This window comes from Vibrio sp. OPT18 (assembly GCF_015163615.1).
GTDB classification, from domain to species: domain Bacteria; phylum Pseudomonadota; class Gammaproteobacteria; order Enterobacterales; family Vibrionaceae; genus Vibrio; species Vibrio coralliirubri.
The window spans coordinates 6,414-31,823 of record NZ_JADDYK010000063.1; the positions used below are offsets into that span (position 1 = coordinate 6,414).

Below are 25,410 nucleotides of genomic sequence, written 5' to 3' on the forward strand. Positions count from 1 at the left end.
ATGATTGTGGCTAACCGAACTCGTGAGCGTGCTTTAGGGTTGGCTGAAGAGTTTGGTGCTGAAGTGATCAGCCTTAATGAGATCCCTGATCATCTGCATCGAGCGGATATCGTGATCAGCTCAACCGCAAGTCCGTTACCTATCATTGGTAAAGGTATGGTTGAAACCGCACTGAAAACAAGAAAACATCAACCTATGTTGTTGGTTGATATTGCGGTTCCGCGTGATGTGGAATCTCAGGTCGGTGAGTTAAACGACGCCTACCTTTATTCAGTGGATGATCTGCAGTCGATTGTTGATGGCAACATTGAACAGCGCAAAGTGGAAGCGATTCAAGCGGAAGCAATCGTTAGCGAAGAAAGTGCAGCATTCATGAGTTGGATGCGTTCACTGCAAGCTGTAGACAGTATTCGTGACTACCGTAAATCGGCCAACGAAATCCGAGAAGAATTATTAAGTAAGAGTTTACAATCACTTGCCGCTGGCGGTGACCCTGAGAAAGTCTTACTTGAGCTAAGTAATAAGCTCACAAACAAATTGATCCATGCTCCAACGCGCGCACTTCAAAGTGCAGCTGAGCAAGGAGAACCTGCAAAATTAATGGTCATTAGACAGAGTTTGGGCTTAGAAAACCCTCAATAATATTAGACCTCCAACAGAATAAGACATTATGAAAGCCTCGATTCTAGTAAAGCTTGAAACACTTGTTGAACGCTATGAAGAAGTTCAACATCTACTTGGTGATCCAGATGTAATCGGGAATCAAGACAAATTCCGTGCACTTTCTAAAGAGTACTCTCAACTAGAAGAAGTGACGGCTTGCTTCCAGTCATACCAGCAAGCTCAAGAAGATCTAGAAGCTGCTGAAGAGATGGCAAACGAAGATGACGCTGAAATGCGTGAAATGGCTCAAGACGAAATCAAAGACGCAAAAGCGGCGATTGAACGTTTGACTGATGAGCTACAGATTCTTCTGATTCCAAAAGATCCAAACGATGAGCGCAACTGTTTCCTTGAAATCCGTGCCGGCGCGGGTGGTGATGAAGCGGGTATCTTCGCGGGCAACTTGTTCCGTATGTACTCTAAGTTTGCTGAGAAGAAAGGTTGGCGCGTTGAAATCATGAGCAGCAATGCTTCTGAGCAAGGCGGCTACAAAGAGATGATCGCTAAGGTTAGTGGCGACGCTGTTTACGGCACCATGAAGTTTGAGTCAGGCGGTCACCGTGTACAACGTGTACCTGAAACCGAATCTCAAGGCCGTGTTCACACGTCAGCATGTACTGTTGCCGTTATGCCTGAGATCCCAGAAGCGGATCTTCCAGAAATCAAAGCGGGCGACCTTAAAATTGATACTTTCCGTGCATCAGGCGCGGGTGGTCAGCACGTTAACACCACGGATTCAGCAATCCGTATTACTCACTTACCAACGGGTACAGTAGTAGAGTGTCAAGACGAGCGTTCTCAGCATAAAAACAAAGCGAAAGCGATGGCTGTTCTTGCTGCTCGTATTGTTCAAGCAGAACAAGAGCGCCGCGCGGCAGCGGTTTCTGATACACGTCGTAACCTACTAGGTTCGGGTGACCGTAGTGACCGTATTCGTACGTACAACTACCCACAAGGTCGTGTTTCTGATCACCGTATCAACCTTACAATTTACCGTCTTAACGAAGTACTTGAAGGTGACATGCAAAGCTTGCTTGATCCTGTACTTCAAGAGCACCAAGCCGATCAGCTTGCTGCACTTGCAGAGAACAACTAACCAGTATGCAGTCAGCATATACGGTTGAAAGTGCTTTAAAAGCAGCAATCGTAAAGCTTCAAGAGGGTGATAACACATCACCCTCTATTGATGCCGCGGTACTGCTTTGTCACGCCTTAGATAAACCAAGATCTTACCTACTTACTTGGCCTGAGAAGCATCTCACCTCAGAGCAAGAGTCTGAATTCAATGCCCTTCTAAAACGTCGCTTAACCGGTGAGCCTGTGGCTTACATTATAGGTGAGCGTGAGTTTTGGTCACTGCCGTTAAAAGTTTCCCCTTCTACATTAATCCCACGCCCAGATACTGAGCGTTTGGTTGAGGTAGCTTTAGATAAAACCTATGGCAAGCAAGGCGCGATTCTAGATTTAGGGACAGGTACAGGTGCTATCGCGTTAGCATTGGCGTCTGAGATGCCGAATCGACAGGTAACGGGTATTGATCTTCGCCCTGAAGCACAGCAACTTGCTACAGAGAATGCTCAACGTCTCAACATTACCAATGCCACTTTTTTGCACGGCAGTTGGTTTGAGCCTTTGAGCTCTGAAGACGTTGTGAAGTTCTCTCTGATTGTCTCTAACCCGCCATACATTGAGAAGAATGGTCCTCATTTGTCTCAAGGCGATGTGCGTTTTGAGCCAATCACAGCACTGGTTGCTGAAGAGAAAGGGCTTGCAGATATCCGATACATTTCTGAAAACGCTCGCGGCTTTTTGGAAAATGAAGGCTGGTTGGCATTTGAACACGGCTATGACCAAGGTTTGGCAGTACGTGAGATTATGCAGGCGCTCGGTTATCTCGATGTTGTCACAGAGAAAGATTACGGTGGTAATGACCGAGTGACATTGGGTCGTTACTGTTCATAGTTAGTGATTGTTAATCGTCTTGTGAGCAATGGATGATGAACTTGCTAAATTGATACCTTTAACTCGACAATACATTTAACTCGGTAATGCATTTAACGAAGAAATACAGGGCATTAACGGGTATTGTGAGGCTCGTGTTAACGAAAGCACATATAAAAATATAAAGGAATACCATGTACGAAGGTCTAAAACATTTTCACCTATTAACGATTGCGATAAGTGCGCTACTTCTTTCGATTCGTTTCGCTCTTATGATGGCTAACTCACCTAAGCTTAAGCATCCTTTTTTGCAGCGTTTCCCTCATATCAATGACTCGTTGCTACTGCTATCGGGTATTGGTTTGATTTTCATCACTGGCTTTATTCCATTCACACCAGCAGCACCATGGTTAACCGAAAAACTAACTTGTGTTATGGCTTACATCGCATTAGGTTTCTTTGCGCTTAAGCTAGGTAAAAACAAGCTACTGAGAGTATTCTCTTTCTTTGGTGCGCTTGGCTGGTTAGCGATGGCAGGCAAAATCGCAATGACCAAGACACCAACATTTTTCGGTTAATTATCTCCTTATTTCGGTTAACTATCTATGTACGAATTTTTTGATGAAGACTTTGACCAGCTAGAGTTAGCTGAAGGTGCATTGATCTTAAATAAAGCGATTAACCCAGAAACTCAAGACAGTTGGGCAGAGCAAGAGCTGGCGAGATTGTTAAAAGACGCCGAGTTTGCTTTGGTTAATGAAACCGATGAACAGCAGAAGTTTGAATCTTTTATTCGACTATTCTTTTATGAATGGGGTTTTGCTGGCGATAAAGATGCGTATTTTTCTTCGGAAAACGCGTTCATCGATAAAGTGCTTGAGAGAAAGAAAGGCATTCCAGTGAGTCTGGGGGCGATCTTTCTTTTTCTAAGTCGCAAGCTAGGCTTTCCTGTAGAGGGCGTCTCTTTTCCGACTCAATTCTTACTTAAAGTAAGCTGGTACGGGCAAGCTGCAGCCTATATTAACCCTTATAACGGTGAGTATGTTGGCGAACAAACGCTGCGAGCATGGTTAATTGGCCATGATGGCCCATTAGCTAAGGTGAAACCTGAGCACTTGGAAGTTGCCGACCACCCAACAATTATTGGTAAGTGGTTAGCCCTGCTCAAGAGTGCACTGCTGCGAGAAGAGCGTTATACACTTGCATTGAAGTGTACTGACCTTGCTTTGACGTTTGTACCTGATGACCCATATGAAATCCGTGACCGCGGTTTTATCTATCAGCAGCTAGACTGTCACCAAGTAGCCGCAACCGATTATCAATACTTTATCGACCAATGCCCAGATGACCCTGCATCTGAGTTACTGAAATCTCAAGTGAACGTCATGAACGAAAAGACAGTGGTTGTTCACTAATTAATAATTATTTAGAGAGAATATGATGGAACAGAAAACAGTTCATATTGGCGATATGCCAATTGCTAACGACAAGCCATTTACGCTATTTGCAGGCATGAACGTTCTTGAATCTCGCGATCTTGCTATGCAGATCTGTGAGCACTATGTAAAAGTAACCGAGAAGCTGGGCATCCCTTACGTATTTAAGGCGTCTTTTGATAAAGCGAACCGCAGCTCAGTTCATTCATACCGTGGTCCAGGTATGGAAGAAGGTCTTAAAATCTTCCAAGAGCTGAAAGACACTTTCGGCGTGAAGATCATTACTGATATCCACACAGAAGCTCAAGCTCAGCCTGTTGCGGATGTGGTTGATGTAATCCAACTACCTGCATTCCTAGCTCGTCAAACTGATCTTGTTGAAGCAATGGCTAAGACTGGCGCAGTAATCAACGTGAAGAAGCCTCAGTTCATGAGCCCGAACCAAGTTGGTAACATCGTTGATAAGTTTGCTGAGTGTGGTAACGACAACATTATCCTTTGTGAGCGTGGCGCTTGCATGGGTTATGACAACCTTGTTGTGGATATGCTTGGCTTTGGCGTAATGAAGAACTCTTCAAACGGTAGCCCAATTATCTTCGACGTGACGCATTCTCTACAAATGCGAGACCCATCAGGTGCAGCATCTGGCGGTCGTCGTGAGCAAACGGTTGAACTAGCGAAAGCTGGCCTGGCGACAGGTATTGCGGGTCTGTTCATTGAAGCTCACCCGAACCCAGACCAAGCTCGTTGTGATGGCCCATCTGCGCTACCTCTAGACAAACTAGAGCCGTTCTTGAAGCAGATGAAAGCACTTGATGACCTTATCAAAGGCTTTGAGCACATCGATATTAAATAATCGAACTGCATATAATTAACAGCCGGCGCAAACGCCGGCTTTTTTGTACCTATCGGTCAGCGAGTTGCGGCTAAGTTGATACTTTCAAACCAGCTAGCTCATTAAAGGTTATGTTATAACGTATCAATTAGGGCTTTGGTAAATAGAATAAATCTAACAAAGGTCACTTTTCGGGGATGTTGAATTGAGCCAATCACAAATAATCTAAAAATTTATGAAAACGTTTGCCTGTGATCACTTATTTGCTCAAATGCAACTTTGCCGCTTTGTTACACACTCGATAGGAGATTAAGGTGATCTATCCTACATAAATATGAAATCACTCTGTTAGGTTTACCGTCTTAATTTAAACTACTTCATGTTTTACTAACTTATAACGATGTTTCCTTAGCGGACATTTGTTGAGTTTGAGTGATAAAAAAGCAGTGGATTCCCCTAAAAAGTTCAAAGGTATGACAATGAAGCAACGCCTTATTCTAAAGACAGCACTAAGTGCTGCAATTCTAGCTACTCTAGCTGGGTGTGCGTCTCAATCAGCTCATGATTGGAACCAAGACGAAACTTACAAGCTAACGATTCTTCACACAAACGATAACCATGGTCGTTTCTGGCAGAATAAATACGGCGAATACGGCATGTCTGCACGTAAAACGCTAGTTGACCAACTTCGTTCAGAAGTTGAAGCAGAAGGCGGTAGCGTGTTGCTTCTATCTGGCGGTGACATCAACACGGGTGTTCCAGAGTCAGACCTTCAGGACGCAGAACCTGATTTTAAAGGTATGAACAAAATTGGTTACGATGCAATGGCATTGGGTAACCACGAGTTTGATAACTCTTTAGACGTACTACAAAAGCAGATCGATTGGGCTAACTTCCCAATGCTATCTGCAAACATCTACGATAAAGCGACAGGCGAACGTAAGTTCCAAGCTTACGAGATGTTCGAAAAGCAAGGTATCAAGATTGCGGTTATTGGTTTAACAACGGAAGATACCCAAAAGATTGGTAACCCTGAGTTTATCGCAGGCATTGATTTCCGTGATCCTAAAGAAGAAGCGAAGAAGCTAATCGCTGAACTTAAAGAAACAGAAAAACCTGATCTAATCTTTGCTGTGACTCATATGGGTCACTACGAAAACGGTCAACGTGGTGTTAATGCTCCGGGTGATGTCGCACTTGCTCGTTACCTAAACGAAGGCGATCTAGACATGATCGTTGGTGGTCACTCTCAAGAGCCTGTATGTATGGAAGGCCCTAACGTTGCGAAAAAAAACTTCAAGCCGGGTGATGAGTGTAAGCCTGACGTACAGAACGGTACTTACATCGTTCAAGCTCACGAGTGGGGCAAGTACGTAGGTCGTGCTGATTACGAATTCCGTAATGGTGAGCTAGAGATGGTGAGCTACGACCTGATTCCAGTTAACCTTAAGAAGAAAGTTAAGATTGACGGTAAGAAGCAACGTGTTCTTATTCAAGATGAAATCGCACAAGACCCAGAGCTACTTGAATTCCTACGTCCTTTCCAAGAGCAAGGTCAAGCACAGCTAGAAGTTCAAATCGCAGAGACAAATGGTAAGCTTGAAGGCGATCGTAACGTCGTTCGCTTCCAACAGACCAACCTAGGTCGTTTGATTGCGACTTCTCACATGGAGCGCGCAAAAGCAGACTTCGCTGTGATGAACTCTGGTGGCGTTCGTGACTCAATTGAAGCCGGTAATGTTACTTACAAAGACGTGCTAACAGTGCAACCTTTTGCGAACATCCTGACTTACACAGACATGACGGGTAAAGAAGTTCTAGATTACCTAAATGTAGTGGCGACTAAACCAATCGATTCTGGTGCTTACGCTCAGTTTGCTGGTATCTCAATGACAGTAGCGAACGGTGAAGTATCGAATGTATTCATCGGTGGCAAACAGCTTCGTCTAGACGAAACATACCGTTTCACAGTACCAAGCTTTAACGCTGCTGGTGGTGACGGTTACCCTAAACTGTCTGATCACCCAGGTTACGTAAATACTGGTTTTGTTGATGCTGAAGTACTGAAAGAGTACCTAGAAGCAAACAGCCCGGTTGACGTGAACAAGTACGCGCCTTCAGGCCAAATGGTTTACAAGTAATTGAATCCAAGCAATTGTATCAATAGGTGCTAAATTAGATTGACTCTAGCACCATGATAAATTTAACTAAAGCGACGCCTCGGCGTCGCTTTTTGTTTATCTATCGTTTGGATTTGTTATGACCCCTGCAATCAATCTCGCCAAGAAAAAGAAAATCGCTCATAGTGTGCATCAGTATCATCATGATGCGAATAATACCAACTATGGTTTAGAAGCCGTTGAAGCGCTTGGCCAAGATCCCAAACGTGTATTCAAAACGCTGTTGTTCTGCTTGAATGGTGTGGCGAAAGATTTGGCGGTCGCCGTTATTCCCGTCGACCAGAAGCTAAATCTAAAGCTTGCCGCTAAAGCTGCGAAAGGCAAAAAAGCAGAGATGGCTGATCCTGAGATTGCTCAGAAAACCACGGGTTATGTTGTTGGTGGCATTAGTCCGCTTGGACAGAAGAAAGCACTGCCTACCTTCGTTCATTCCAGTGCTACAGATTTTGAAACGATATGTGTGAGTGCAGGTAAGCGTGGGCTAGAGATTGAATTAGACCCAAAAGACTTAACACTTCTGACTCGCGGCCAGTTTGCTGATTTATGTTTATAGATTGACGTCGTCATGATGATAAAACTATCGAATGACAAACAAAAACGCCCGCTAGGCTAATCTAGCGGGCGTTTTTATATCGAGTGTCTCGTCTTACTGATTCAGACTACTTCTTCAGACCTAAAGTACCACCAACACGCTTTGGTGCAGGTTTGTTCGGTCTGTTTGAATCTTGGCTGCGATTTGCCGGTTTACCGCTTCTACGATCGTTATTGTCGCGATCTGTGCGATTGCGATCCGAACGGTTTCTATCTGAATTAGAACGCTCTGAACGAGAGTTCGATTTCCAGTTCTCGGTATTACCACCGCTTTCACCATTCGATGAATTGCGGCCACGCTTTGAGTTAGGTGCATGACGGAATTCATCCGCATTGTTACCGCGGTAAGTACGAGTACGGTTCTCGTTTTGATTACGGCGCGCTGTTGAAGCTTGGTTCTCTTCACGGCTATCAAAAAGTTTCGCGTCAGTCGCTTTACGAATGCGTTGACCTTTCGCGTTCATTTTTGACGCATCTTCCGTACTTACTGAGCCTTCACACATCGCTAAGATCTCAGTGATCTCTTCGTCGCTCAGGTAGCGCCATTTGCCGTTAGGAATACCGTCTAGTGAGATATTCATAATACGAACACGACGTAGCTTAAATACTTCATAACCGAGCGCTTCACACATACGGCGAATTTGGCGGTTAAGGCCTTGTGTTAGCGTAATTCGGAATGAGAATTTGGTCTCTTTCTCTACTTTACATGGTAGGGTAACAGTATCGAGAATGTGAACGCCAGCGCCCATTTGCTTCAAGAATTCCGTCGTAATCGGCTTATCTACACGTACCACGTATTCTTTTTCGTGGTTGTTACCTGCACGTAGGATTTTGTTTACGATGTCGCCGTCATTGGTTAAGAAGATAAGGCCATCAGAAGGCTTATCTAGACGACCAATCGGGAAAATACGTTTGTGGTGGCCGATAAAGTCGACGATGTTGCCAGGAATATCACGCTCAGTCGTACAGGTGATACCTGTTGGTTTATTAAGAGCAATGTAAATCGGCTTCTCTTTTGAGCGAACAGGCTTATTGTCGATCTCAACATCATCACCAGGCAAGACTTTAGTACCCATTTCAGGGATCTTACCGTTAATAGTAACTCGGCCTGCATCAATCAGCTTATCGGCTTCGCGGCGTGAGCAAAAACCAGTTTCACTGATGTATTTATTAAGGCGTTTAGCTTGGGATTCTTGTGACATGATATTCTCTTAGCGTTTCACAACGGAAATATAGATAAACAAAAAGCAACCTTTGGATAGTTGCTTTGAGTTGGGATTCGTTAACTGAGGACAATTTTAGCACTTGGTGTGAGTCTAGGCACGAAATATCGATCTTGATGCAATTCGCTATCAGTGTACTTATCTGTTTCAACCAGTTAACTGGTGCGTTTTTGATGGCGCTCTCTGTTCTCTAGCTTTTTCTCATTACTCTTTCTGAGCATAACGTAGACTGCGCCAGTACCACCATGAAATTGCTGAGCAGAATGAACACATTGAACGTCGTTAATTTGCGTGAGCCAATTCGCCACGTAGCTTTTCATCATTGCTGGTGGATTCGAACGCTCACCCTTACCGTGAACAATGATGACGGTACGAACATCCATTCTTAAACACTGACGCAAAAATGAAAGCACTTCGTTACGTGCGTCTTTCAGTGTTTTTCTATGAAGGTCGAGCTTGGCTTGAATAGGGTATTTACCTAGGCGCAGCTTTTTGTATACGCCTTCTTGTACACCGTCTTTTTTATAAGCAACGACATCGTCTGGCTTGATCATTGGCGAGTAATCTAATGATAAGTAGTCTTTCTCGTCGTCAGACAGCCACATAGCGGCTTCACGCTTAGCAAGGTGAGATTCGGTGACTCGGTGTACTTTCTGGTGTTCAGCGGTGTCATGGTCGATACGTTTAACATCGCCCATCATTTCTTGGAATAGATCTAAGTCATCATCATGAGACATAGTGTGTATCTCAAGTTGGAGAAGGATAGGGTAAGTATACCTAAGTTGAGGCTGGGTTTAAAAATGAAAAAACCGGAGAAGACAATAAGTCTGCTCCGGTGCAAAGCGTTTTGACACTTACTTATAAAGTCAAAGAATACTTAAAAGTAAATGATTTAGGCTGAGCGATTCTAGTGAGGAGATTTTTCAGTCATAACTTTGTAGATGAAGAAGCCTCCATAAAACATCATGAGACCCAGAGCCCCGAAGATTACTATCATTGAAGATAGTCCCACCGCATTACCAAATAGGAGATCTAGCCAAAAGTCCATGTGTATACCTCAAAGTTATATGACACGGGTTAGTGTATTAACTGGTGTTATCAATTCACTGATCTGGATCAATCCTGTTTCATAAGTTAAATACTTGTTGGTAACTGTGTGTTTTTCGTCACATCAAGCGTGTTGTTGTATGTCTTTTGTTCGAACGATTCGAATTCACAATAAATATGAGAAAAAGCGCTTGCGGATAAATTTAGAATCCGTATTATACGCTCCATCGACAGGCAATCAGCCAGTTAGATATCTCGGTGAATAGCGCAGCTTGGTAGCGCATCTGGTTTGGGACCAGAGGGTCGGGGGTTCGAATCCCTCTTCACCGACCACATTAAAGAAAGCCGTAGCAGAAATGCTACGGCTTTTTTGCATTTTAATCTGGTTTAGAACATGAGGATGGGGCTGGAATGCCAGTCCAATCGAATCCCTGCTTCACCGACCATATTAAAGAAAGCCGTAGCACTCTTTGTAATAGAAGGGGCTACGGCTTTTTTGCGTTCTGGTATATGTGTCACTCACTAGAGTGGCGAATGAGTGAGTAGAGAATCTATTGTTGTTCTAAACACCTTGTTTAGAGACAAGGATTGACCCAATAAGCCCGTCCCAAAATTATTTACTTAACATCGCACGTAATATCTTTTATCGGTGTTTCCGAGGTAACAAAACAAACATACGCTTCCGCTGGCTTATTAGGGCCTATTCGAATGTAACCTGCCTTTACTTCATCTTCATCAAACGTCACCGAGTGAGAGCTTCCCGTTTGGTTGTCGTAAAAGTTTGCTTCAAAATTGTTGTTCATTTGGCTTGCGATACGGTTTCGTGTTGTAGATGTTGTGAACGTAATATTGGCGCAGCGCATCGGTGGTTTCTCAGTAATCAAAAACTGTCCGCTTTCTTTATCTAATACACCGCCTTTGGTATCCGGTTGTATGTCTATTGCCTGAAACTGTTCGATGGTGCATGTTTCTTTGGCTGAGGCTATTAAGGGCATCAGCATCGTGAGGGCTAAAGGGAAAGCAAAAAGTACTGGTTTCATTAGAACAACGCCATAGGTAAAAAGAGCGAAAGATAATAGCACCGCAACGGTGCTATTAAATGTAAAGATTCTGTTATTAAGGAAATGCTTTTATAATGAAAAGGTCATGGCTTTAAAAGCAACTAGTTTTCTTCGTGACCTTCAAACTGACACTGTGCTTGTTTGCTCTTTGATTGTTGCGTCACACTGAACCCTGTATCTTCTAACAACTGCAAAAGATTACCTTCGCCAATTAGGTGTAAGGTGCCGACGACTAACAAGTAGTGTCCCTTCGAATCGAGTTTCCAGTCATTGGATGATAGTTTATTTGCCCAATCTACGTTGCGGTCCGTTAGAAATGCTTTTTCAAGATCGGCTGGCATTTCAGATAATTCCGCAAAATCCTCAAGTTTGGACTCATCGCCCGTTTTCCAGCTTTCAATAAGGCAATGCACGACACGGTCCGTTTGGTCAAATTCTTCAAGGCTAGTCAACAACCACTCTTTACCCGAATCTTTTTGTCCGGCGATTAGATCTATTTGAAATTGCAGTGGCTCTAAGCTGATCACCGGAACGTCTTGTATGGTTGCCTTATAGGCTAATGTTGCGTCTACACCGCCCGCCGAGCCATAGCCAAGGTTCTTTAATTGCTGCATCTGTATTGATAGAGATGTCGCCCAAGGTGGAGAGCTCAATAGTTGCTGAGTCGGCATACCCAAAGATTTTGAAATGCTTGTTAGTAACTGCTTTTGTTCTGCGCTGAGCACATCAGCCGTGGTAACTGTTGTAGCCGGGTATACGACACCTTCGGATTTCCTGATATCCGTTTCGATGATTAGGCCATCGCTCTCTTTTAATGTGTCGGTAATCTGCGTGGGAAGTGGATACATGCTTTCATCCCCAACGTGTACAGAACCTAAAATTGTTAAGGTCAGGTCATCTTTTTTGGCTTGCCAATACAGAGGTTCAGCTAAAGCGTGCTTAGTCGTAAAGATAAGAGCGAGTAACGTTAAGTATAAGAATGTGCGCAAAGAGAGCTCCTAGAGGAAGACGTAACTCGTTAAAAATGATTTTGACGGAGTTTTTTAACGGTTTTTTTTGAGAACGATGTCACGTTGTTTGTACGAAAAGTATAACAACCCGAACAAACTCTTAAACCTTTCTCTCTATCAACGACACGATTTTATGAAATCCTTTAAAAAGATTGTGATTCAATTCTCAATTTTTACGTCAAAATAAAACTGACGGAAGTGCCGTTAATTCTAACTTGATGATTTTTATATAATTAATTTTATCGCTGATTTTGAGATTTGAAGCTGATCACTTTATTAGCTTGATTTAATTCACGGTAAAAAATAAGCCCATATAGTTTAGCTAACTTTCGAAGCGCTCCAATTTGCTTCTTACTCAATTTTTAAATTTATGGGTGAATACGATGTTGAAGAGAAACTTACTATCTGTAGCGGTACTGGCTGGTTTGGCGGGTTGTGCTGTGACACAAGCACCAGAGCAAAAGGTGGTGAATGCACTGGCTGATAACCTTGATGTGCAATATGAAATCTTGACGAACCACGGTGCAAACGAAGGCATGGCTTGTCAGGACTTAGGCGCAGAGTGGGCATCATGTAATAAAGTGAACATGACGTTAACTAACGATGGTGAAGCGATTGATTCAAAAGATTGGACCATCTACTTCCACAGTATTCGCCTTATCTTAGATGTTGATAATGAGCAGTTTAAAATCACTCGCGTAACCGGCGACTTACACAAGCTTGAACCAACAGAAAAGTTCGATGGTTTTGCAGCGGGTGAAGAAGTGATTCTTCCATTAACCAGTGAATACTGGCAACTGTTTGAAACCGACTTTATGCCGGGTGCATTTGTAACGGCACCAAACGCAGAACCTAAGATGATTGCTTCATTGAATACGGAAGATGTCGCGTCGTTCGTAACAGGTTTAGAAGGAAACAACCTAAAGCGTACGCCTGATGACAACAACGTAATGGCGACTGCTGTTACGCGTTTCGAAAAGAATGCGGATCTAGCAACGCAAGACGTATCAACCACTTTACTACCAACGCCAATGTCGGTAGAAGCCGGTGAAGGTTCAGTTAGCATTGCTGGTGGTATTGCCCTACCTAAAGACGCATTCGACGCTGAGCAATTCGCAGCAATTGAAGAACGTGCAGATGTGGTAAACGTAGATGTGAGTGGCGACCTACCTGTGAGTGTCGCTGTTGTTCCTACTCAGTTTACGGGTGATTTAGCGAAATCTGGCGCTTATGAACTAAGCATCTCGGAAGAGGGGGTTGCAATTAAAGCGTTTGATAAAACTGGCGCTTTCTACGCAGTTCAGTCTATTTTTGGCCTAATAGACAGTCAGAACGCTGAATCATTACCACAACTGTCGATCCAAGATGCGCCACGCTTTGATTACCGTGGTGTGATGGTGGATGTTGCTCGAAACTTCCACTCAAAAGATGCCATCCTAGCAACGCTAGATCAAATGGCAGCCTACAAGATGAATAAACTGCACCTTCACTTAACGGATGATGAAGGTTGGCGTCTAGAAATCCCAGGTTTACCAGAGCTAACGGATGTAGGGTCTAATCGTTGTTTCGATTTGGAAGAGCAAAGCTGTTTACTGCCTCAGTTAGGTTCAGGTCCAACAACAGACAACTTCGGCTCTGGTTTCTTTAGTAAAGCGGATTACGTCGAGATCTTAAGCTACGCAAAAGCGCGCAGCATCGAAGTTATCCCAGAGATTGATATGCCAGCACACGCTCGTTCTGCTGTGGTATCAATGGAAGCACGCTACACTCGCCTAATGGCGGAAGGTAAAGAAGCGGAAGCGAACGAATACCGTTTGATGGATCCACAAGATACATCGAACGTGACGACTGTTCAGTTCTACGATAAGCAAAGCTTCATTAACCCATGTATGGAATCGTCGACTCACTTTGTTGATAAAGTGATCTCTGAAGTGGCAGCAATGCACCAAGAAGCGGGTGTTCCGCTAACGACTTGGCACTTTGGTGGCGATGAAGCGAAAAACATTAAGTTAGGCGCTGGCTTACAAGATATTAATGCAGAAGACAAAGTGGCATGGAAAGGTAACATTGATTTATCTAAGCAAGATAAGCCGTTCCAACAGTCTCCACAATGTCAGAAATTAATTGCTGACGGTACAGTAAGTGATTTCGTTCACCTGCCAAGCCACTTTGCAGAAGAGGTGTCTAAGATTGTTGCTGAGAAGGGCATTCCACACTTCCAAGCGTGGCAAGATGGCCTGAAATACAGCGAAGGTGAAGAAGCATTTGCAACAGAAAGTACGCGCGTTAACTTCTGGGATGTTCTTTACTGGGGCGGCACTTCATCAGTTTACGACTGGTCTGCGAAAGGTTATGACGTAATTGTTTCTAACCCAGATTACGTATACATGGATATGCCATACGAAGTAGACGCAGCAGAACGTGGTTACTACTGGGCAACGCGTGCAACCGATACTCGTAAGATGTTTGGCTTTGCTCCAGAGAACATGCCACAAAACGCAGAAACGTCATTAGACCGTGACGGCAACGGCTTCAGTGGTAAAGGCGAGATTGAAGCGAAACCTTTCTACGGTTTGTCAGCCCAGCTTTGGTCTGAAACAGTGCGTACCGACGAGCAGTATGAATACATGGTATTCCCACGCGTTCTTGCTGCAGCTGAGCGTGCATGGCACCGAGCGGATTGGGAAAACGACTACAAAGTGGGCGTTGAGTACTCTCAAGATACTGACTTAGTGAACAAGCAGGCTCTAAACAGTGACTTTAATCGTTTCGCGAATATTGTTGGCCAACGTGAGCTGGCTAAGCTTGAAAAAGCGGGTATTGATTACCGACTGCCAGTTCCGGGTGCAAAAGTGGTTGATGGCAAGCTTGCAATGAACGTTCAATTCCCAGGCGTAGAGCTTCAATACTCAGCTGATGGTGAAAACTGGCTAACGTATGATGAGCAACAACGTCCATCGGTTTCTGGCGAAACTTACATCCGTTCTATCTCTGAAAGTGGCGAGAAAGTAAGTCGAGTGACTTCGGTAAAGTAATCGATAAGCAACATTAATAGAAAAGCTCCCTAGCTATTGTCTTAATCAGATAAAAGTGGGAGCTTTTTTTTCGTCCAAACTAAGTTTGGTACTTATCTTAAGCTGAAACATATAGAAATACTCTTTGTTTATATCGTCAACAATGCACATAAGGTGAGTTCCATCGCAAAAGTGACGCGCTTCTCATTATTCTCTTCAAAAAATAAGTCCCCCATAAAAAACTCTAAATCAAGTGTGATTGAACTAACTCATTCTAATTTCGTGACGTGAAATAATGTGATCTGGATCTGTGCGTTTTTTCGTCTTGAGTTTTTTATCAATTTTTATGTTTTTAACTATATGATTTTAAAGTATTAAATAACTTGTTCTTTTTTGATAGTGAGAGAGATCACTCTGCTCAGTCTTTTATTTTTAAACGCGAATTAATTCGAGCAACATAGATTTCATGCCAGGGAGGCTACCAACTACTCAAGCGGTGAAGGTGAATGATCTACCGAAGATGTGCCGCTGAAAAAATCAAACTAAGGCAGTTTACTATGAAAAAAATTATCGCTCTAAGTGCTCTTTCTCTTGCTTTCGCTTCTAGTGCTTTTGCTGGTTCTTCTTACGTTACAGGTAACGTTCAATTTCACTCTGATTTCCAACCAAACGCTACGTCCACGCTAGAAGCGGGCCACACGTTTGATTCAGGTACAACGCTACTAACAGAGTTTGATGGTATCTCTCTTGGTAAGTACGACAACGACGCGATCCAAGATAGCGGTCTAGGTAACTCTCCATACATCACTCTTGGTGTTGAGCAGATGTACAACATCAACGACAACCTATGGGTTGCTGCTGGTTACCACCACCTACTAAACAACGGCGAAACGGTTCAGTATCGTCCATTAGTTAAGATCGGTTATAACTTCGACAACGGTATCTCTATCAGCAACCGTACTCGTTACCACGCAATGGAAGACAGCAAAGCTGACGACCAAACTCGTTTTGATAACCGTATCGGTTACGCAGTAAACGCTGAGCTAGCTCTAAGCTACAACAACGTATACGTAATCAGCGATGCTGATAACACAATGGACCACGAGCTTCGTGCGACATGGACTCGTCAAGGCGTTCAACCTTACTTTGAGTACCGTAACCAAGCTGACAACGCTAACAACGCATTCGTATTCGGTGCTTCTTACGGCTTCTAAGCTGATTCGCTTGGCTGCTTAGTCGCTTAGATTATTAGCCAAGTGAGCTTCTTTGTTAAAGAGCTTAGTTGTTGAATAACTTCTTAGTTAATTAGCGAAGGGAACATAGCGGTACTAACAGCCCGGATGGTGCCGCGACAAGATTTGCTTTACTGTCCAAAAGCAAAGAGCCTAGCAAGTAAACCACAGTCTTGGGTTTACTGAATGCTAGGCTCTATTTTTATGACTTCTTTTTTATAGTTGTGCGTTGGTCTGTTTAGGTTTTATTTCCCGTTGTAGTGACGGTATTCAAACACCTGACCTTTTTCATTAAACGCATACACAGAATACTCGTCTTTCTTATCGCCATACTCCATGCCTGGCGAACCCATTGGCATACCCGGAACCGCTAAACCAATCGCATTACGTGGCGGGTTTTCTAGAAAGGCTTTAATGTCATCTGCTGGAATGTGTCCTTCAAATACGTAACCGTCGATCTCTGCAGTGTGGCAAGAGGCTAACTCCTGTGTTACCCCTAGTTTCTGCTTGATTGGGTTCATATCATCGTGGAGCTTCTCAGTAACATCGAACCCAGCATCTCGCATATGTTCAGTCCATTCTGTGCAGCAGCCGCAGTATGGAGATTTGTGGTTTAGAACATCAGTAGCTAAAGCTTGTCCTGAGATTGCAGCGAGTGCAGTCAGAGTCATAATTTTACGAATCATGGTTAACCTCATGAATATGGTTTTTATTAATATTAGAATGAGTTGGTTTGAACAATCTCAGCCTGTTGGCATTGCTTACTACAGTAATTGACGACATCGCCATCGCTGCCCCTGCAACTACTGGACTAAGCAGAAATCCGAAAAATGGGTAAAGCACACCCGCCGCGATAGGAATACCAAGCGAGTTGTAGATGAAGGCACCAAATAGGTTTTGCTTCATATTTCTTACGGTCGCTTGAGATAGCTCGATCGCGTTGCTTACTGATAATGGCGATGAGTTGAGTAGCGTCATTTGCGCACTTTCAATCGCGACATCACTGCCACTGCCCATTGCGATTCCTATATCCGCTTGAGCAAGAGCGGGTGCATCGTTAATACCGTCTCCGACCATGGCAACACTCTTATATTGCTGTTGAAGCTGAACAATATGTTGAGCTTTCTGCTCAGGAAGCACTTCCGAGATAACCTCGTCGATACCGACGCTTTTACCTATTGCTTGAGCCACAGAGTCGCTGTCGCCTGTTAATAGCACAGTGTGAATTCCGGCGGATTTTAGTTGAGCTATCGCCTGTTTGCTATCTATTTTTAATGCGTCTGAAATGCCTAATATGCCTTCCAGTTTTTGGTCAATCACAATGAAAATAGGTGTCCACGCTTGCGAGCGGCAAAGCTCGATGAAATCCGCGCCAATCTCTGTATTGATACCTAATTGGGTGAGGTACTTAAGCGAGCCAACTTGCACGTTCTTGCCGTTAATTGTTGCTTGAACCCCAAGCCCTCGTTGGTTTTCAAATTCGCTGTGTGGGAGCACTGAAACTTCCAAGCTCTCTGCATATTGGCAAACGGCTTTGGCAAGTGGGTGCTCAGATCCTACTTCTACTGAATAAGCATAAGCCAGTAACTCTTGCTCCGTTAGATTAGCGTAAAAGGCCTGTTGAACGGTTGGTTTGCCTTGGGTCAATGTCCCTGTTTTGTCAAACACAACAGCATCGATTTTGCTGGCAGACTGCAATACATCCGCATCTTTAATAAGAACGCCAAACTCAGCCGCTTTACCTACGCCAACAGTAATCGAAAGCGGTGTGGCTAGGCCTAATGCACATGGACAAGCGATGATCAGCACTGTGGTTGATACCACTAACATGTAACTGGCGCTTGGTTGTGGACCTACAAAAAACCAAATTAGGGCGGCAACCGCTGCGATCGCGACCACAACCGGAACAAAAACGGCTGAGATAGAATCGGCAAGCTTGGCGATTGCTGGTTTACTGCTTTGCGCTTGGCGAACCATTTGAATGATTCTAGCCAGCATGGTGCTTGATCCAATCCCAGTCGCTTCAATAATTAAACTACCATCACCATTAATGGTGCCCGCAGAAACGCCATCATTAGTTGATTTAACGTTGGGAAGTGGTTCACCGGTCAGCATCGACTCATCGATATAAGATTCACCTGAGACTACGACACCATCAACCGGCACTTTTTCTCCGGGTTTTACTCGTACCTGCATGCCTACCTGAATGGCTTCTACTGCGATGGTTTGTTCTTTGCCATCGACGATAACTACCGCTTTTTGAGGCTGTAAGTTAATCAATGCCTGTAAAGATTTTGTGGTACGCGCTTTGGCTTTGGCTTCAATGTAGTGACCCAAAGATATAAGGCCGACAATCATCGCACTTGCTTCGAAGTAGACATGGCGCGATGGTTCTGGGAACCATGATGGAATCAGCACAACCAGCATTGAATAGAACCATGCCGCGCCAGTACCTAAAGCGACTAGCGTGTCCATGGTTGCACGTTTGTGCATCAGTGATTGCCAAGCATTCGTGAAGAAGCTACGACCTGAGGTAGCAAGCAGTATCAAACAAATGACACCAACCAAGCCCCAAGCCAGTTGATCGTTAAATGTAGCAATGGTCATGCTGCCACCGAACACGCCCCATGCCATCAGCGGAGCACCTATCACCAATGCACTTACTGAGTTTCTAAGGAAGGCTTGTTGAGTACGAAGTTGCTGTTCTTGTTGTTTTTGCTGTTGAGTCGCCGCATCGTCGACAAACTCGGCGCCATAACCGGCAGCTTTCACCGATTCTATTAGAGCGTTTTCAATGATGTCTCTTGTTTGAGAGGTGAAAACCAAGGCTGTCTGTTCAGCGAGGTTGATTTGCGCTTGGTCAACGAATTCATTCTTTTTCAGCGCTTTCTCTACTGAAGACACACAACTCGCACACGTCATTCCCTCAAGAACAAGGTGATAGGTATATTGGCTAGCTGTGGTTTTATCTTCAGTATCTTCAATCTTTTTATCTGCTTGTTCGTTTTCTGAATCTGATAAAAGGTTATTGGCTTCAGAGTAGGGAGCTGCGTGATAACCCACACTTTCGACCAGCTCAATAAGCTCGGATTCTTCAAGTAGAGTCACCAACGACAATTCATCTTTGGTGACTTCCAGATTTGAGGTTTGCTCGGTTTGTTGAAGTGCTTGAGTCAGCTTGTTCACACACTTACCACAGCTGAGCCCTGATAATGAAAGGTGCAGTGAATTACCCATTGAATAACCAAGGGTTGCTAACTGTTCATTGAGCTCAACATAACTAAAAGGCGTCGAAATATCGATGTACGTCGGCGATATGTCATTGATCGTCGTATTCTCGAGATCATCAAACAGTGTGCGAACTTTCTTCGCACACCCCATGCAATTTAGGCCGTTGAGCGCAGTTGTGTAATGGTTCATATCGAAACTCCAATTCTCATCTAGCCCTAACATAAACCTTCCCGTAAGGGTAAGGTCAAACATAAATTCAAGAATTTAATATTTGTTGGAATATTGAGTGATGGAATGGATGAGATTTATCGCGAGCGTGGCGAGAATTTATCTTTTTAGAGCGTATGACATGGACTTGAGCTATTGGTTTTCTCCTTCTACGATAGCTTTCGTACAAGATCAGCACATTAATCATTCACTACTGATTGTAGATTTAAGCGGTGGTGATAAAATAGCGCCCAAAATTTAGTGATATTTGTCTGTTACAGGCTTTGTAATGGCGAGCACTAAAAGAATCACCTACATAATCAAGGTATTTAAATGACGGTTAAAACTCGTTTTGCTCCTAGCCCAACTGGCTATCTTCACGTTGGTGGTGCACGTACTGCACTTTACTCTTGGCTATTCGCTAAGAACCAAGGTGGTGAATTCGTTCTACGTATCGAAGACACGGACCTTGAGCGTAACTCTCAAGAAGCGGTTGATGCAATTCTAGAAGGCATGCAATGGATGGGTATGGAATGGGATGAAGGTCCTTACTACCAATCTAAGCGTTTTGACCGTTACAACGAAATGGTTGATAAGCTACTTGCTGAAGACAAAGCATTCAAATGCTACGCGTCTAAAGAACTGCTTGATGAAATTCGTGCAGAGCAAGAAGAAAACAAAGAAATGGCTCGTTACGATGCTAACCACCCTAAAATTGTTGCAGCAAACGAAGCAGCAAAAGAAGGTGATGCATGCGTTATCCGTTTCCGTAATCCTAAAGAAGGCAGCGTAGTATTTGATGACCAAATTCGTGGCCGCATTGAAATCGCGAACAGCCAACTTGATGACCTAATCATTCGTCGTACAGACGGTGCTCCAACATACAACTTCGTAGTGGTAGTGGATGACTGGGATATGGGTATTACACACGTTGTTCGTGGTGAAGATCACATCAACAACACACCTCGTCAAATCAACATCTATGAAGCACTAGGCGCGCCAGTTCCAACTTTCGCTCACTGTGCAATGATTCTTGGTGATGACGGTGCGAAACTTTCTAAGCGTCACGGTGCTGTTTCTGTAATGCAATACCGCGACGAAGGTTACCTACCAAATGCACTAAACAACTACCTAGTTCGTTTAGGCTGGTCTCACGGTGACCAAGAGATCTTCTCTCAAGAAGAGATGATTGAATTCTTCAGCCTGAACGCTATCAGCAAGTCTGCTTCTGCATTCAACACTGATAAGCTACTTTGGTTGAACAACTACTACATCAAGACTTCTGAGCCTGAGTACGTTGCTAAATATCTGCAATGGCACCTAGACGCACAGAAGATCGATACAACAAATGGCCCGGCTATCACTGAAGTGATCAAGCTAGTTGGCGAGCGTTGTAACACGCTTATCGAACTTGCGGAGCAATCTCGTTACTTCTACGAAGATTTCTCTGAGTTTGAAGCTGGCGCAGCGAAGAAGCACCTACGTGGTGTTGCTAAAGGCCCACTAGAGCTTGCTCTTGCTAAGGTTGAAGCGCTTGAAGATTTCACTACTGCAAACATCAAAGATGGTGTGATTGCAGCTGTATGTGAAGAGCTAGAGATCGGCATGGGTAAAATCGGTATGCCACTTCGTGTAGCAGTAACAGGCGGCGGTCAGTCTCCTTCTGTTGATGCAGTGATGGAGCTTGTTGGTAAAGAGCGCGTAATCGCTCGCATCAAGATGGCTCTTGAGTTCATCGCTGAGCGCGAAGCTAACGCTTAATTGAGCGATTGCTAGAATAAAAAAAGGGTCAGTAACTTGGTTACTGACCCTTTTTATTTGTCTCGAGCTTTAGTCTCTGAACGATTTCGTTAGAGCTTGTCGTCGGCAATCATTTGAGTCGCTTGCGCGGCTGTTTTCTCATCGAACAAGATATCCATCATCGCTTTGATGCGCTCCATATCGTCACCAAACTTAGAAAAGTTTCCGCTGTTTGGCGCTTTGAATTCGACATTGCCTACGCGTTGTTGATCTTGATAAGCCGAGATCTTAGCGTCTGCCACAAAGGTTCTGAAATCCCAGCTCCAGCGAGAGACATAATCCAACGTGATGTCCTCTGGATTATGTTCTGAACCGTCTGCCACGACCTTACATTTAACCTGATTATTCAGGCACCAGTCGAGCATGGAATCGAGGAAAACAGTGCGAGTTTTCTCGTCCTCAACTATCGTAACCTGTTCGATTGTATTTGCCTCTGGTAATGCGTTTCCTGAATATTTCGGAGCACTACAACCTGCGAGTAAAACGACAACAGCAGCAACTAACCAGTTTTTCATATCTATCCTAGATTTTTTTGAAGATGATTGAGGTGTTGATTCCGCCAAAAGCGAAGTTGTTGCTCATCAGATATTTAACGTCCAATTCGCGACCAGAGCCTGTGATATAATCGAGCTTGCCGCACTGTTCGTCGATATTCTCAAGATTTAATGTTGGGCTGAACCAACCTGAATGCATCATCTCTAGGCTTAACCAAGCTTCAATCGCACCACACGCGCCAAGCGTATGACCAAAGTAGCTTTTTAATGAGCTGATTGGCACTTCACCAAAAATGTTCGCGGTCGCATTACTTTCCGCAATATCGCCTTTTTCAGTCGCCGTTCCGTGCGCAGATACATAGCCAATCTTTTCAGCCGGAAGTTGCGCATCTTTCAGCGCTTTTTCCATACAAATTTGCATGGTTTCCATTTGAGGTTGGGTCACATGAGCAGCATCGCAGTTGCTGGCAAAACCAATGATCTCAGCGTAGATCTTCGCACCACGAGCCACGGCATGTTCATACTCTTCAAGAACAAGTGTGCCAGCACCTTCACCGATAACAAGGCCATCGCGCCCACTGTCGTAAGGGCTAGGAGATTTCTTGGGTGTGTCGTTTTTTAAACTGGTAGCAAAAAGAGTATCGAAAACGGCAGACTCAGTTGGGCATAGCTCTTCACCACCACCGGCAACCATCACGGTTTGGTAGCCGTGCTTAATCGCTTCATAGGCATAACCAATCGCTTGGCTTCCTGAAGTACACGCACTGCTGGTGGGAATCACACGGCCGCGCAAACCGAAGAATAGACCTACGTTTACCGCGGCTGTGTGTGGCATCATTTGAACGTAAGTGGTTGCGGTGATCGCACGTGTCGATTTTTCGTTAAGCATCACACCAAACGCACCAACGGCATCAGTACTGCCGGTTGAAGAGCCGTAAGCGATACCGGTTTCACCATTGGTTAAAATATCGTGGCCGATCAGGCCTGCTTGCTCTAATGCATTTTCTGTCGCAACAGTGGCTAGGCGGGATACTCGTCCCATGCCACGCACTTGTTTACGCTTATAGTGTTTTGGCAGTTGGAAGTCATCAATAGGCGCAGCAAGCTTAGTGTTGAGACCATCATACTGCTCAAAGCTTGGCATATATTGAGTCGCATTTTCACAGGCTTTTAGTTTCGGCTCGATCTGCTGCCAGTCATTACCAAAGGCAGTAACGCCAGACATGCCAGTTACAACAACGCGGCGGGTCATACTAAGCCTCCATTAACTGAAATCACTTGGCGAGTCACGTAGCCTGCAATATCAGACATTAGGTAGCTGACTAAGCCTGCCACTTCTTCTGGTTCACCCATGCGACGTAGCGGGACTTGAGGAAGCGCATGTTCTTTCACGTGCTCGTCGACCATACCTGTATCAATTAAGCCAGGAGCGACACAGTTTACCGTGATCTTGCGTTTTGCGAGTTCTAGAGCCAGAGACTTAGTCGCGCCAATCACGCCGGCTTTAGCTGCTGCGTAGTTGGTTTGACCGCGGTTACCCATGATGCCTGATACAGACGCCAGAGTAACGATACGACCGCCTTTGCGTTTCTGAACCATTGGCATCACACACGGGTGGAGCACATTGTAGAAGCTGTCGAGGTTGGTATGAATAACGCCGTCCCACTCTTCTTCTGTCATGGCTGGAAATGCCGTGTCACGAGTAATGCCCGCGTTGTTCACCACACCATAGTAAGCGCCATGTTCAGCGATATCAGACTCAAGCTTTTCGCGACACTCGCTGCGGTTACTGATATCAAATTGGATAAGACGACCTGCGCCACCCAGTTCGATGATCGACTGCAGCGTCTCTTCAGCACCTTGCTTGTCACCCATGTAATGAACGGCGATTTCAAATCCGTCTTTCGCGAGTTGAATAGCGATCGCTTTACCAATACCTTTGCTGGCACCAGTGACTAAAACCTGACGGCTCATGATGGGCTCCTAGTTTTCATTTCTTGTAATTTTTGTTCGGTCGGCACGTAGACATTGAGTTGGCATTGAGCCACTAACTCGCCTTGGTCTTCGACTCTAGCGGTAAACACGGCCATGCCGCTGTCTTCCATTAGTTGCTCGGCGTAGATATCAAGGGTCTGACCTTGAGTAAATTCATCACACAGTGACTTGTAACGGCGAGAACCGAGCAAGAAACCGATTGGGGGAGTGGTGCCGTTTTTCAGTGCGTGGTATCCAGACCACGCAGCAACAGACTGCGCCATAAACTCGATACCTACATAAGCGGGTACCGTTTGAGATTCGGCGTCAAAGAACAGATTATGGTCACCAATATCGACCTGGCAGTGGATCGACAACGCCTCTACGTTGATAGCACGATCGATTAATATCATCGGTTCATCGTGAGGGAGGAGTTGGTCTACAGAAGGGATATCAGTCATTTACTACACCAAAAATCAGGCTAATGTTGTTACCACCAAAAGCAAACGAGTTGCTTAAGATGTTCTTTACTTTAAGTTTCTGGGTACAGTTTACCAAATCAATCTCAATATCTTCAGCTTTATCCTGACATTTTTGTAAGGGAAGCGGTAAGTCATATTTTAAAATATGCCATGCAATCGCCGCCTCAATCGCACTTGCAGCTCCTAGAGTATGCCCGGTAAGCGGCTTGGTTGAGCTAACGGGAACCTTGTTTGCAAAAATACGATGGATGGCTTTGCTTTCCATTGAATCGTTGAGTGGCGTTGCTGTGCCATGGGCATTGATATAACCAATGTCTTCTGCGTTTAACTGTGCAGAATGTAACGCTTTTTTCATTGCTTGTTCAGCACCATTGCCTTCAGGGTGAGGCGCTGAAATGTGGTGTGCATCAGAGCTGTCCCCACAGCCCAATAAGGCAATGTTTGACGTGTCTTGTGCTGCATTAACACCGGCTAACTTTGTTTTGCTGAGCAACATAAATGCCGCTGCTTCTCCTATGTTGATACCATCTCGGGTTGCACTAAATGGCTTACAATGTGTTGTTGAGAGTGCTTCAAGGCCGTGGAAACCATTGAGTGTCAGCTTACACAAGGTATCCACACCACCCACTAACACGGCATCAGCCATACCTGAATCTAATAAGCGCTGGGCGGTCAGAAATACGCGGCCACTGGATGAGCAAGCCGTAGATATTACGTAGTTTGGCCCCGTTAATGCGCAATACTGGCTAACGAACTCTGAGGTATCACCAAGCTCTTGTTTTGAGTAATGGTAATCTGCTGGAAACTCGCCGTTTGCCAATTTTTGTTTGAAGGCTGCTTCACCATCGGAGATCCCAGAGGTGCTGGTGCCAATAACAACAGCAATTCTATCTGCGCCAAACTGAGATTTGGCTTGCTCGATAGAATCTTCAATTTGGTGAAGAGCCGACAGCGCCAGTTGATTGTTGCGAGTGGCGTATTGCGTAAGA

At 44.6% G+C, this 25,410-nt stretch carries 23 protein-coding genes and 1 tRNA gene; 12 read left to right on the plus strand and 12 right to left on the minus strand.

Annotation, left to right across the window (positions count from 1 at the left end; translation table 11 throughout):
- The 8 genes from IQQ51_RS27275 to ybaK all read left to right on the plus strand — a co-directional run.
- Nucleotides 1-642, plus strand: a 642-nt coding sequence (locus IQQ51_RS27275; RefSeq protein WP_228012952.1) for a glutamyl-tRNA reductase, incomplete at its 5' end; no start/stop codon positions are given.
- 28 nt (nt 643-670) lie between these two features.
- Nucleotides 671-1,759 (plus strand): peptide chain release factor 1, encoded by a 1,089-nt coding sequence (gene prfA / locus IQQ51_RS17170; protein ID WP_193841642.1) that lies wholly within the window; start codon nt 671-673, stop codon nt 1,757-1,759.
- A gap of 5 nt (nt 1,760-1,764) precedes the next feature.
- On the plus strand, nt 1,765-2,625 hold the full coding sequence (gene prmC / locus IQQ51_RS17175; protein WP_193841643.1) for a peptide chain release factor N(5)-glutamine methyltransferase: 861 nt from the start codon (nt 1,765-1,767) through the stop codon (nt 2,623-2,625).
- Between the two features lie 173 nt (nt 2,626-2,798).
- The gene (locus IQQ51_RS17180) at nt 2,799-3,182 is read left to right on the plus strand and encodes a SirB2 family protein (RefSeq protein ID WP_009848726.1); all 384 of its coding nucleotides are present in this window, start codon (nt 2,799-2,801) and stop codon (nt 3,180-3,182) included.
- Between the two features lie 27 nt (nt 3,183-3,209).
- Nucleotides 3,210-4,019 carry a SirB1 family protein gene (locus IQQ51_RS17185; RefSeq protein ID WP_048609600.1) on the plus strand — a complete coding sequence of 270 codons (810 nt, stop codon included), beginning with the start codon at nt 3,210-3,212 and terminating at the stop codon, nt 4,017-4,019.
- Between the two features lie 22 nt (nt 4,020-4,041).
- Entirely contained in the window at nt 4,042-4,896 is an 855-nt protein-coding gene (gene kdsA / locus IQQ51_RS17190; protein WP_193841644.1) for a 3-deoxy-8-phosphooctulonate synthase, read from the plus strand.
- Between the two features lie 458 nt (nt 4,897-5,354).
- Nucleotides 5,355-7,016, plus strand: a complete 1,662-nt coding sequence (ushA, locus tag IQQ51_RS17195) for a bifunctional UDP-sugar hydrolase/5'-nucleotidase UshA (RefSeq protein ID WP_017062317.1) — start codon at nt 5,355-5,357, stop codon at nt 7,014-7,016.
- Between the two features lie 118 nt (nt 7,017-7,134).
- Entirely contained in the window at nt 7,135-7,608 is a 474-nt protein-coding gene (gene ybaK / locus IQQ51_RS17200) for a Cys-tRNA(Pro) deacylase (RefSeq protein WP_017069618.1), read from the plus strand.
- Nucleotides 7,609-7,714: 106 nt separating this feature from the next.
- Here ybaK and rluF read toward each other — a convergent pair whose 3' ends face one another.
- The 3 genes from rluF to IQQ51_RS17215 form a co-directional block, all read right to left on the minus strand.
- On the minus strand, nt 7,715-8,848 hold the full coding sequence (gene rluF, locus IQQ51_RS17205) for a 23S rRNA pseudouridine(2604) synthase RluF (RefSeq protein ID WP_193841645.1): 1,134 nt from the start codon (nt 8,846-8,848) through the stop codon (nt 7,715-7,717).
- 176 nt (nt 8,849-9,024) lie between these two features.
- Nucleotides 9,025-9,606, minus strand: a complete 582-nt coding sequence (smrA, locus tag IQQ51_RS17210) for a DNA endonuclease SmrA (protein WP_017062320.1) — start codon at nt 9,604-9,606, stop codon at nt 9,025-9,027.
- Between the two features lie 170 nt (nt 9,607-9,776).
- Complete coding sequence (locus IQQ51_RS17215) at nt 9,777-9,917, minus strand: DUF3149 domain-containing protein (RefSeq protein ID WP_017062321.1); 141 nt, start codon at nt 9,915-9,917, stop codon at nt 9,777-9,779.
- Nucleotides 9,918-10,172: 255 nt separating this feature from the next.
- Between IQQ51_RS17215 and IQQ51_RS17220 the strand changes: the two genes are divergently transcribed.
- Nucleotides 10,173-10,249 (plus strand) — tRNA-Pro (locus IQQ51_RS17220).
- A 284-nt stretch (nt 10,250-10,533) separates the two neighbouring features.
- Here the strand turns inward: IQQ51_RS17220 and IQQ51_RS17225 are convergent.
- Nucleotides 10,534-10,956 carry a hypothetical protein gene (locus IQQ51_RS17225; protein ID WP_193841646.1) on the minus strand — a complete coding sequence of 141 codons (423 nt, stop codon included), beginning with the start codon at nt 10,954-10,956 and terminating at the stop codon, nt 10,534-10,536.
- 122 nt (nt 10,957-11,078) lie between these two features.
- Nucleotides 11,079-11,966 carry a TraB/GumN family protein gene (locus tag IQQ51_RS17230; protein WP_193841647.1) on the minus strand — a complete coding sequence of 296 codons (888 nt, stop codon included), beginning with the start codon at nt 11,964-11,966 and terminating at the stop codon, nt 11,079-11,081.
- A gap of 404 nt (nt 11,967-12,370) precedes the next feature.
- Between IQQ51_RS17230 and IQQ51_RS17235 the strand changes: the two genes are divergently transcribed.
- Nucleotides 12,371-15,022: a beta-N-acetylhexosaminidase gene (locus tag IQQ51_RS17235; RefSeq protein ID WP_193841648.1), complete on the plus strand. Its 2,652-nt coding sequence runs from the start codon at nt 12,371-12,373 to the stop codon at nt 15,020-15,022.
- 536 nt (nt 15,023-15,558) lie between these two features.
- On the plus strand, nt 15,559-16,215 hold the full coding sequence (locus IQQ51_RS17240; protein WP_019824160.1) for an oligogalacturonate-specific porin KdgM family protein: 657 nt from the start codon (nt 15,559-15,561) through the stop codon (nt 16,213-16,215).
- 263 nt (nt 16,216-16,478) lie between these two features.
- Here IQQ51_RS17240 and IQQ51_RS17245 read toward each other — a convergent pair whose 3' ends face one another.
- Together IQQ51_RS17245 and IQQ51_RS17250 are read right to left on the minus strand one after the other, a co-directional pair.
- Entirely contained in the window at nt 16,479-16,919 is a 441-nt protein-coding gene (locus tag IQQ51_RS17245; protein ID WP_017060536.1) for a DUF411 domain-containing protein, read from the minus strand.
- Nucleotides 16,909-19,716, minus strand: a complete 2,808-nt coding sequence (locus IQQ51_RS17250) for a heavy metal translocating P-type ATPase (protein ID WP_322632755.1) — start codon at nt 19,714-19,716, stop codon at nt 16,909-16,911. Before IQQ51_RS17250 ends, IQQ51_RS17245 begins: the two co-directional genes overlap by 11 nt.
- Before the next feature lie 288 nt (nt 19,717-20,004).
- Between IQQ51_RS17250 and gltX the strand changes: the two genes are divergently transcribed.
- Nucleotides 20,005-21,432, plus strand: coding sequence for a glutamate--tRNA ligase (gene gltX / locus IQQ51_RS17255; RefSeq protein ID WP_193841650.1), 1,428 nt, complete (start codon nt 20,005-20,007; stop codon nt 21,430-21,432).
- A gap of 89 nt (nt 21,433-21,521) precedes the next feature.
- Here gltX and IQQ51_RS17260 read toward each other — a convergent pair whose 3' ends face one another.
- The 5 genes from IQQ51_RS17260 to IQQ51_RS17280 all read right to left on the minus strand — a co-directional run.
- On the minus strand, nt 21,522-21,986 hold the full coding sequence (locus IQQ51_RS17260) for an Sbal_3080 family lipoprotein (protein ID WP_193841651.1): 465 nt from the start codon (nt 21,984-21,986) through the stop codon (nt 21,522-21,524).
- A gap of 7 nt (nt 21,987-21,993) precedes the next feature.
- Nucleotides 21,994-23,217: a beta-ketoacyl-ACP synthase gene (locus IQQ51_RS17265; protein ID WP_193841652.1), complete on the minus strand. Its 1,224-nt coding sequence runs from the start codon at nt 23,215-23,217 to the stop codon at nt 21,994-21,996.
- Entirely contained in the window at nt 23,214-23,939 is a 726-nt protein-coding gene (locus IQQ51_RS17270; protein WP_193841653.1) for a 3-ketoacyl-ACP reductase FabG2, read from the minus strand. The genes IQQ51_RS17265 and IQQ51_RS17270 overlap by 4 nt, the downstream gene beginning before the upstream one ends.
- Nucleotides 23,936-24,400 carry a hotdog family protein gene (locus tag IQQ51_RS17275; protein WP_193841654.1) on the minus strand — a complete coding sequence of 155 codons (465 nt, stop codon included), beginning with the start codon at nt 24,398-24,400 and terminating at the stop codon, nt 23,936-23,938. The genes IQQ51_RS17270 and IQQ51_RS17275 overlap by 4 nt, the downstream gene beginning before the upstream one ends.
- Nucleotides 24,393-25,410, minus strand: a 1,018-nt coding sequence (locus IQQ51_RS17280) for a beta-ketoacyl-[acyl-carrier-protein] synthase family protein (protein WP_228012953.1), incomplete at its 5' end; no start/stop codon positions are given. The genes IQQ51_RS17280 and IQQ51_RS17275, both read right to left, overlap by 8 nt.

Excerpts from the sequence above, each read along its gene's own strand:
- prfA (WP_193841642.1), top strand. The coding sequence starts at position 671 with ATGAAAGCCTCGATTCTAGTAAAGCTTGAAACACTTGTTGAACGCTAT.
- prmC (WP_193841643.1), top strand. The coding sequence starts at position 1,765 with ATGCAGTCAGCATATACGGTTGAAAGTGCTTTAAAAGCAGCAATCGTA.
- IQQ51_RS17180 (WP_009848726.1), top strand. The coding sequence starts at position 2,799 with ATGTACGAAGGTCTAAAACATTTTCACCTATTAACGATTGCGATAAGT.
- IQQ51_RS17185 (WP_048609600.1), top strand. The coding sequence starts at position 3,210 with ATGTACGAATTTTTTGATGAAGACTTTGACCAGCTAGAGTTAGCTGAA.
- kdsA (WP_193841644.1), top strand. The coding sequence starts at position 4,042 with ATGATGGAACAGAAAACAGTTCATATTGGCGATATGCCAATTGCTAAC.
- ushA (WP_017062317.1), top strand. The coding sequence starts at position 5,355 with ATGAAGCAACGCCTTATTCTAAAGACAGCACTAAGTGCTGCAATTCTA.
- ybaK (WP_017069618.1), top strand. The coding sequence starts at position 7,135 with ATGACCCCTGCAATCAATCTCGCCAAGAAAAAGAAAATCGCTCATAGT.
- rluF (WP_193841645.1), bottom strand. The coding sequence starts at position 8,848 with ATGTCACAAGAATCCCAAGCTAAACGCCTTAATAAATACATCAGTGAA.
- smrA (WP_017062320.1), bottom strand. The coding sequence starts at position 9,606 with ATGTCTCATGATGATGACTTAGATCTATTCCAAGAAATGATGGGCGAT.
- IQQ51_RS17215 (WP_017062321.1), bottom strand. The coding sequence starts at position 9,917 with ATGGACTTTTGGCTAGATCTCCTATTTGGTAATGCGGTGGGACTATCT.
- IQQ51_RS17225 (WP_193841646.1), bottom strand. The coding sequence starts at position 10,956 with ATGAAACCAGTACTTTTTGCTTTCCCTTTAGCCCTCACGATGCTGATG.
- IQQ51_RS17235 (WP_193841648.1), top strand. The coding sequence starts at position 12,371 with ATGTTGAAGAGAAACTTACTATCTGTAGCGGTACTGGCTGGTTTGGCG.
- IQQ51_RS17240 (WP_019824160.1), top strand. The coding sequence starts at position 15,559 with ATGAAAAAAATTATCGCTCTAAGTGCTCTTTCTCTTGCTTTCGCTTCT.
- IQQ51_RS17245 (WP_017060536.1), bottom strand. The coding sequence starts at position 16,919 with ATGATTCGTAAAATTATGACTCTGACTGCACTCGCTGCAATCTCAGGA.
- IQQ51_RS17250 (WP_322632755.1), bottom strand. The coding sequence starts at position 19,716 with ATGTTTGACCTTACCCTTACGGGAAGGTTTATGTTAGGGCTAGATGAG.
- gltX (WP_193841650.1), top strand. The coding sequence starts at position 20,005 with ATGACGGTTAAAACTCGTTTTGCTCCTAGCCCAACTGGCTATCTTCAC.
- IQQ51_RS17260 (WP_193841651.1), bottom strand. The coding sequence starts at position 21,986 with ATGAAAAACTGGTTAGTTGCTGCTGTTGTCGTTTTACTCGCAGGTTGT.
- IQQ51_RS17265 (WP_193841652.1), bottom strand. The coding sequence starts at position 23,217 with ATGACCCGCCGCGTTGTTGTAACTGGCATGTCTGGCGTTACTGCCTTT.
- IQQ51_RS17270 (WP_193841653.1), bottom strand. The coding sequence starts at position 23,939 with ATGAGCCGTCAGGTTTTAGTCACTGGTGCCAGCAAAGGTATTGGTAAA.
- IQQ51_RS17275 (WP_193841654.1), bottom strand. The coding sequence starts at position 24,400 with ATGACTGATATCCCTTCTGTAGACCAACTCCTCCCTCACGATGAACCG.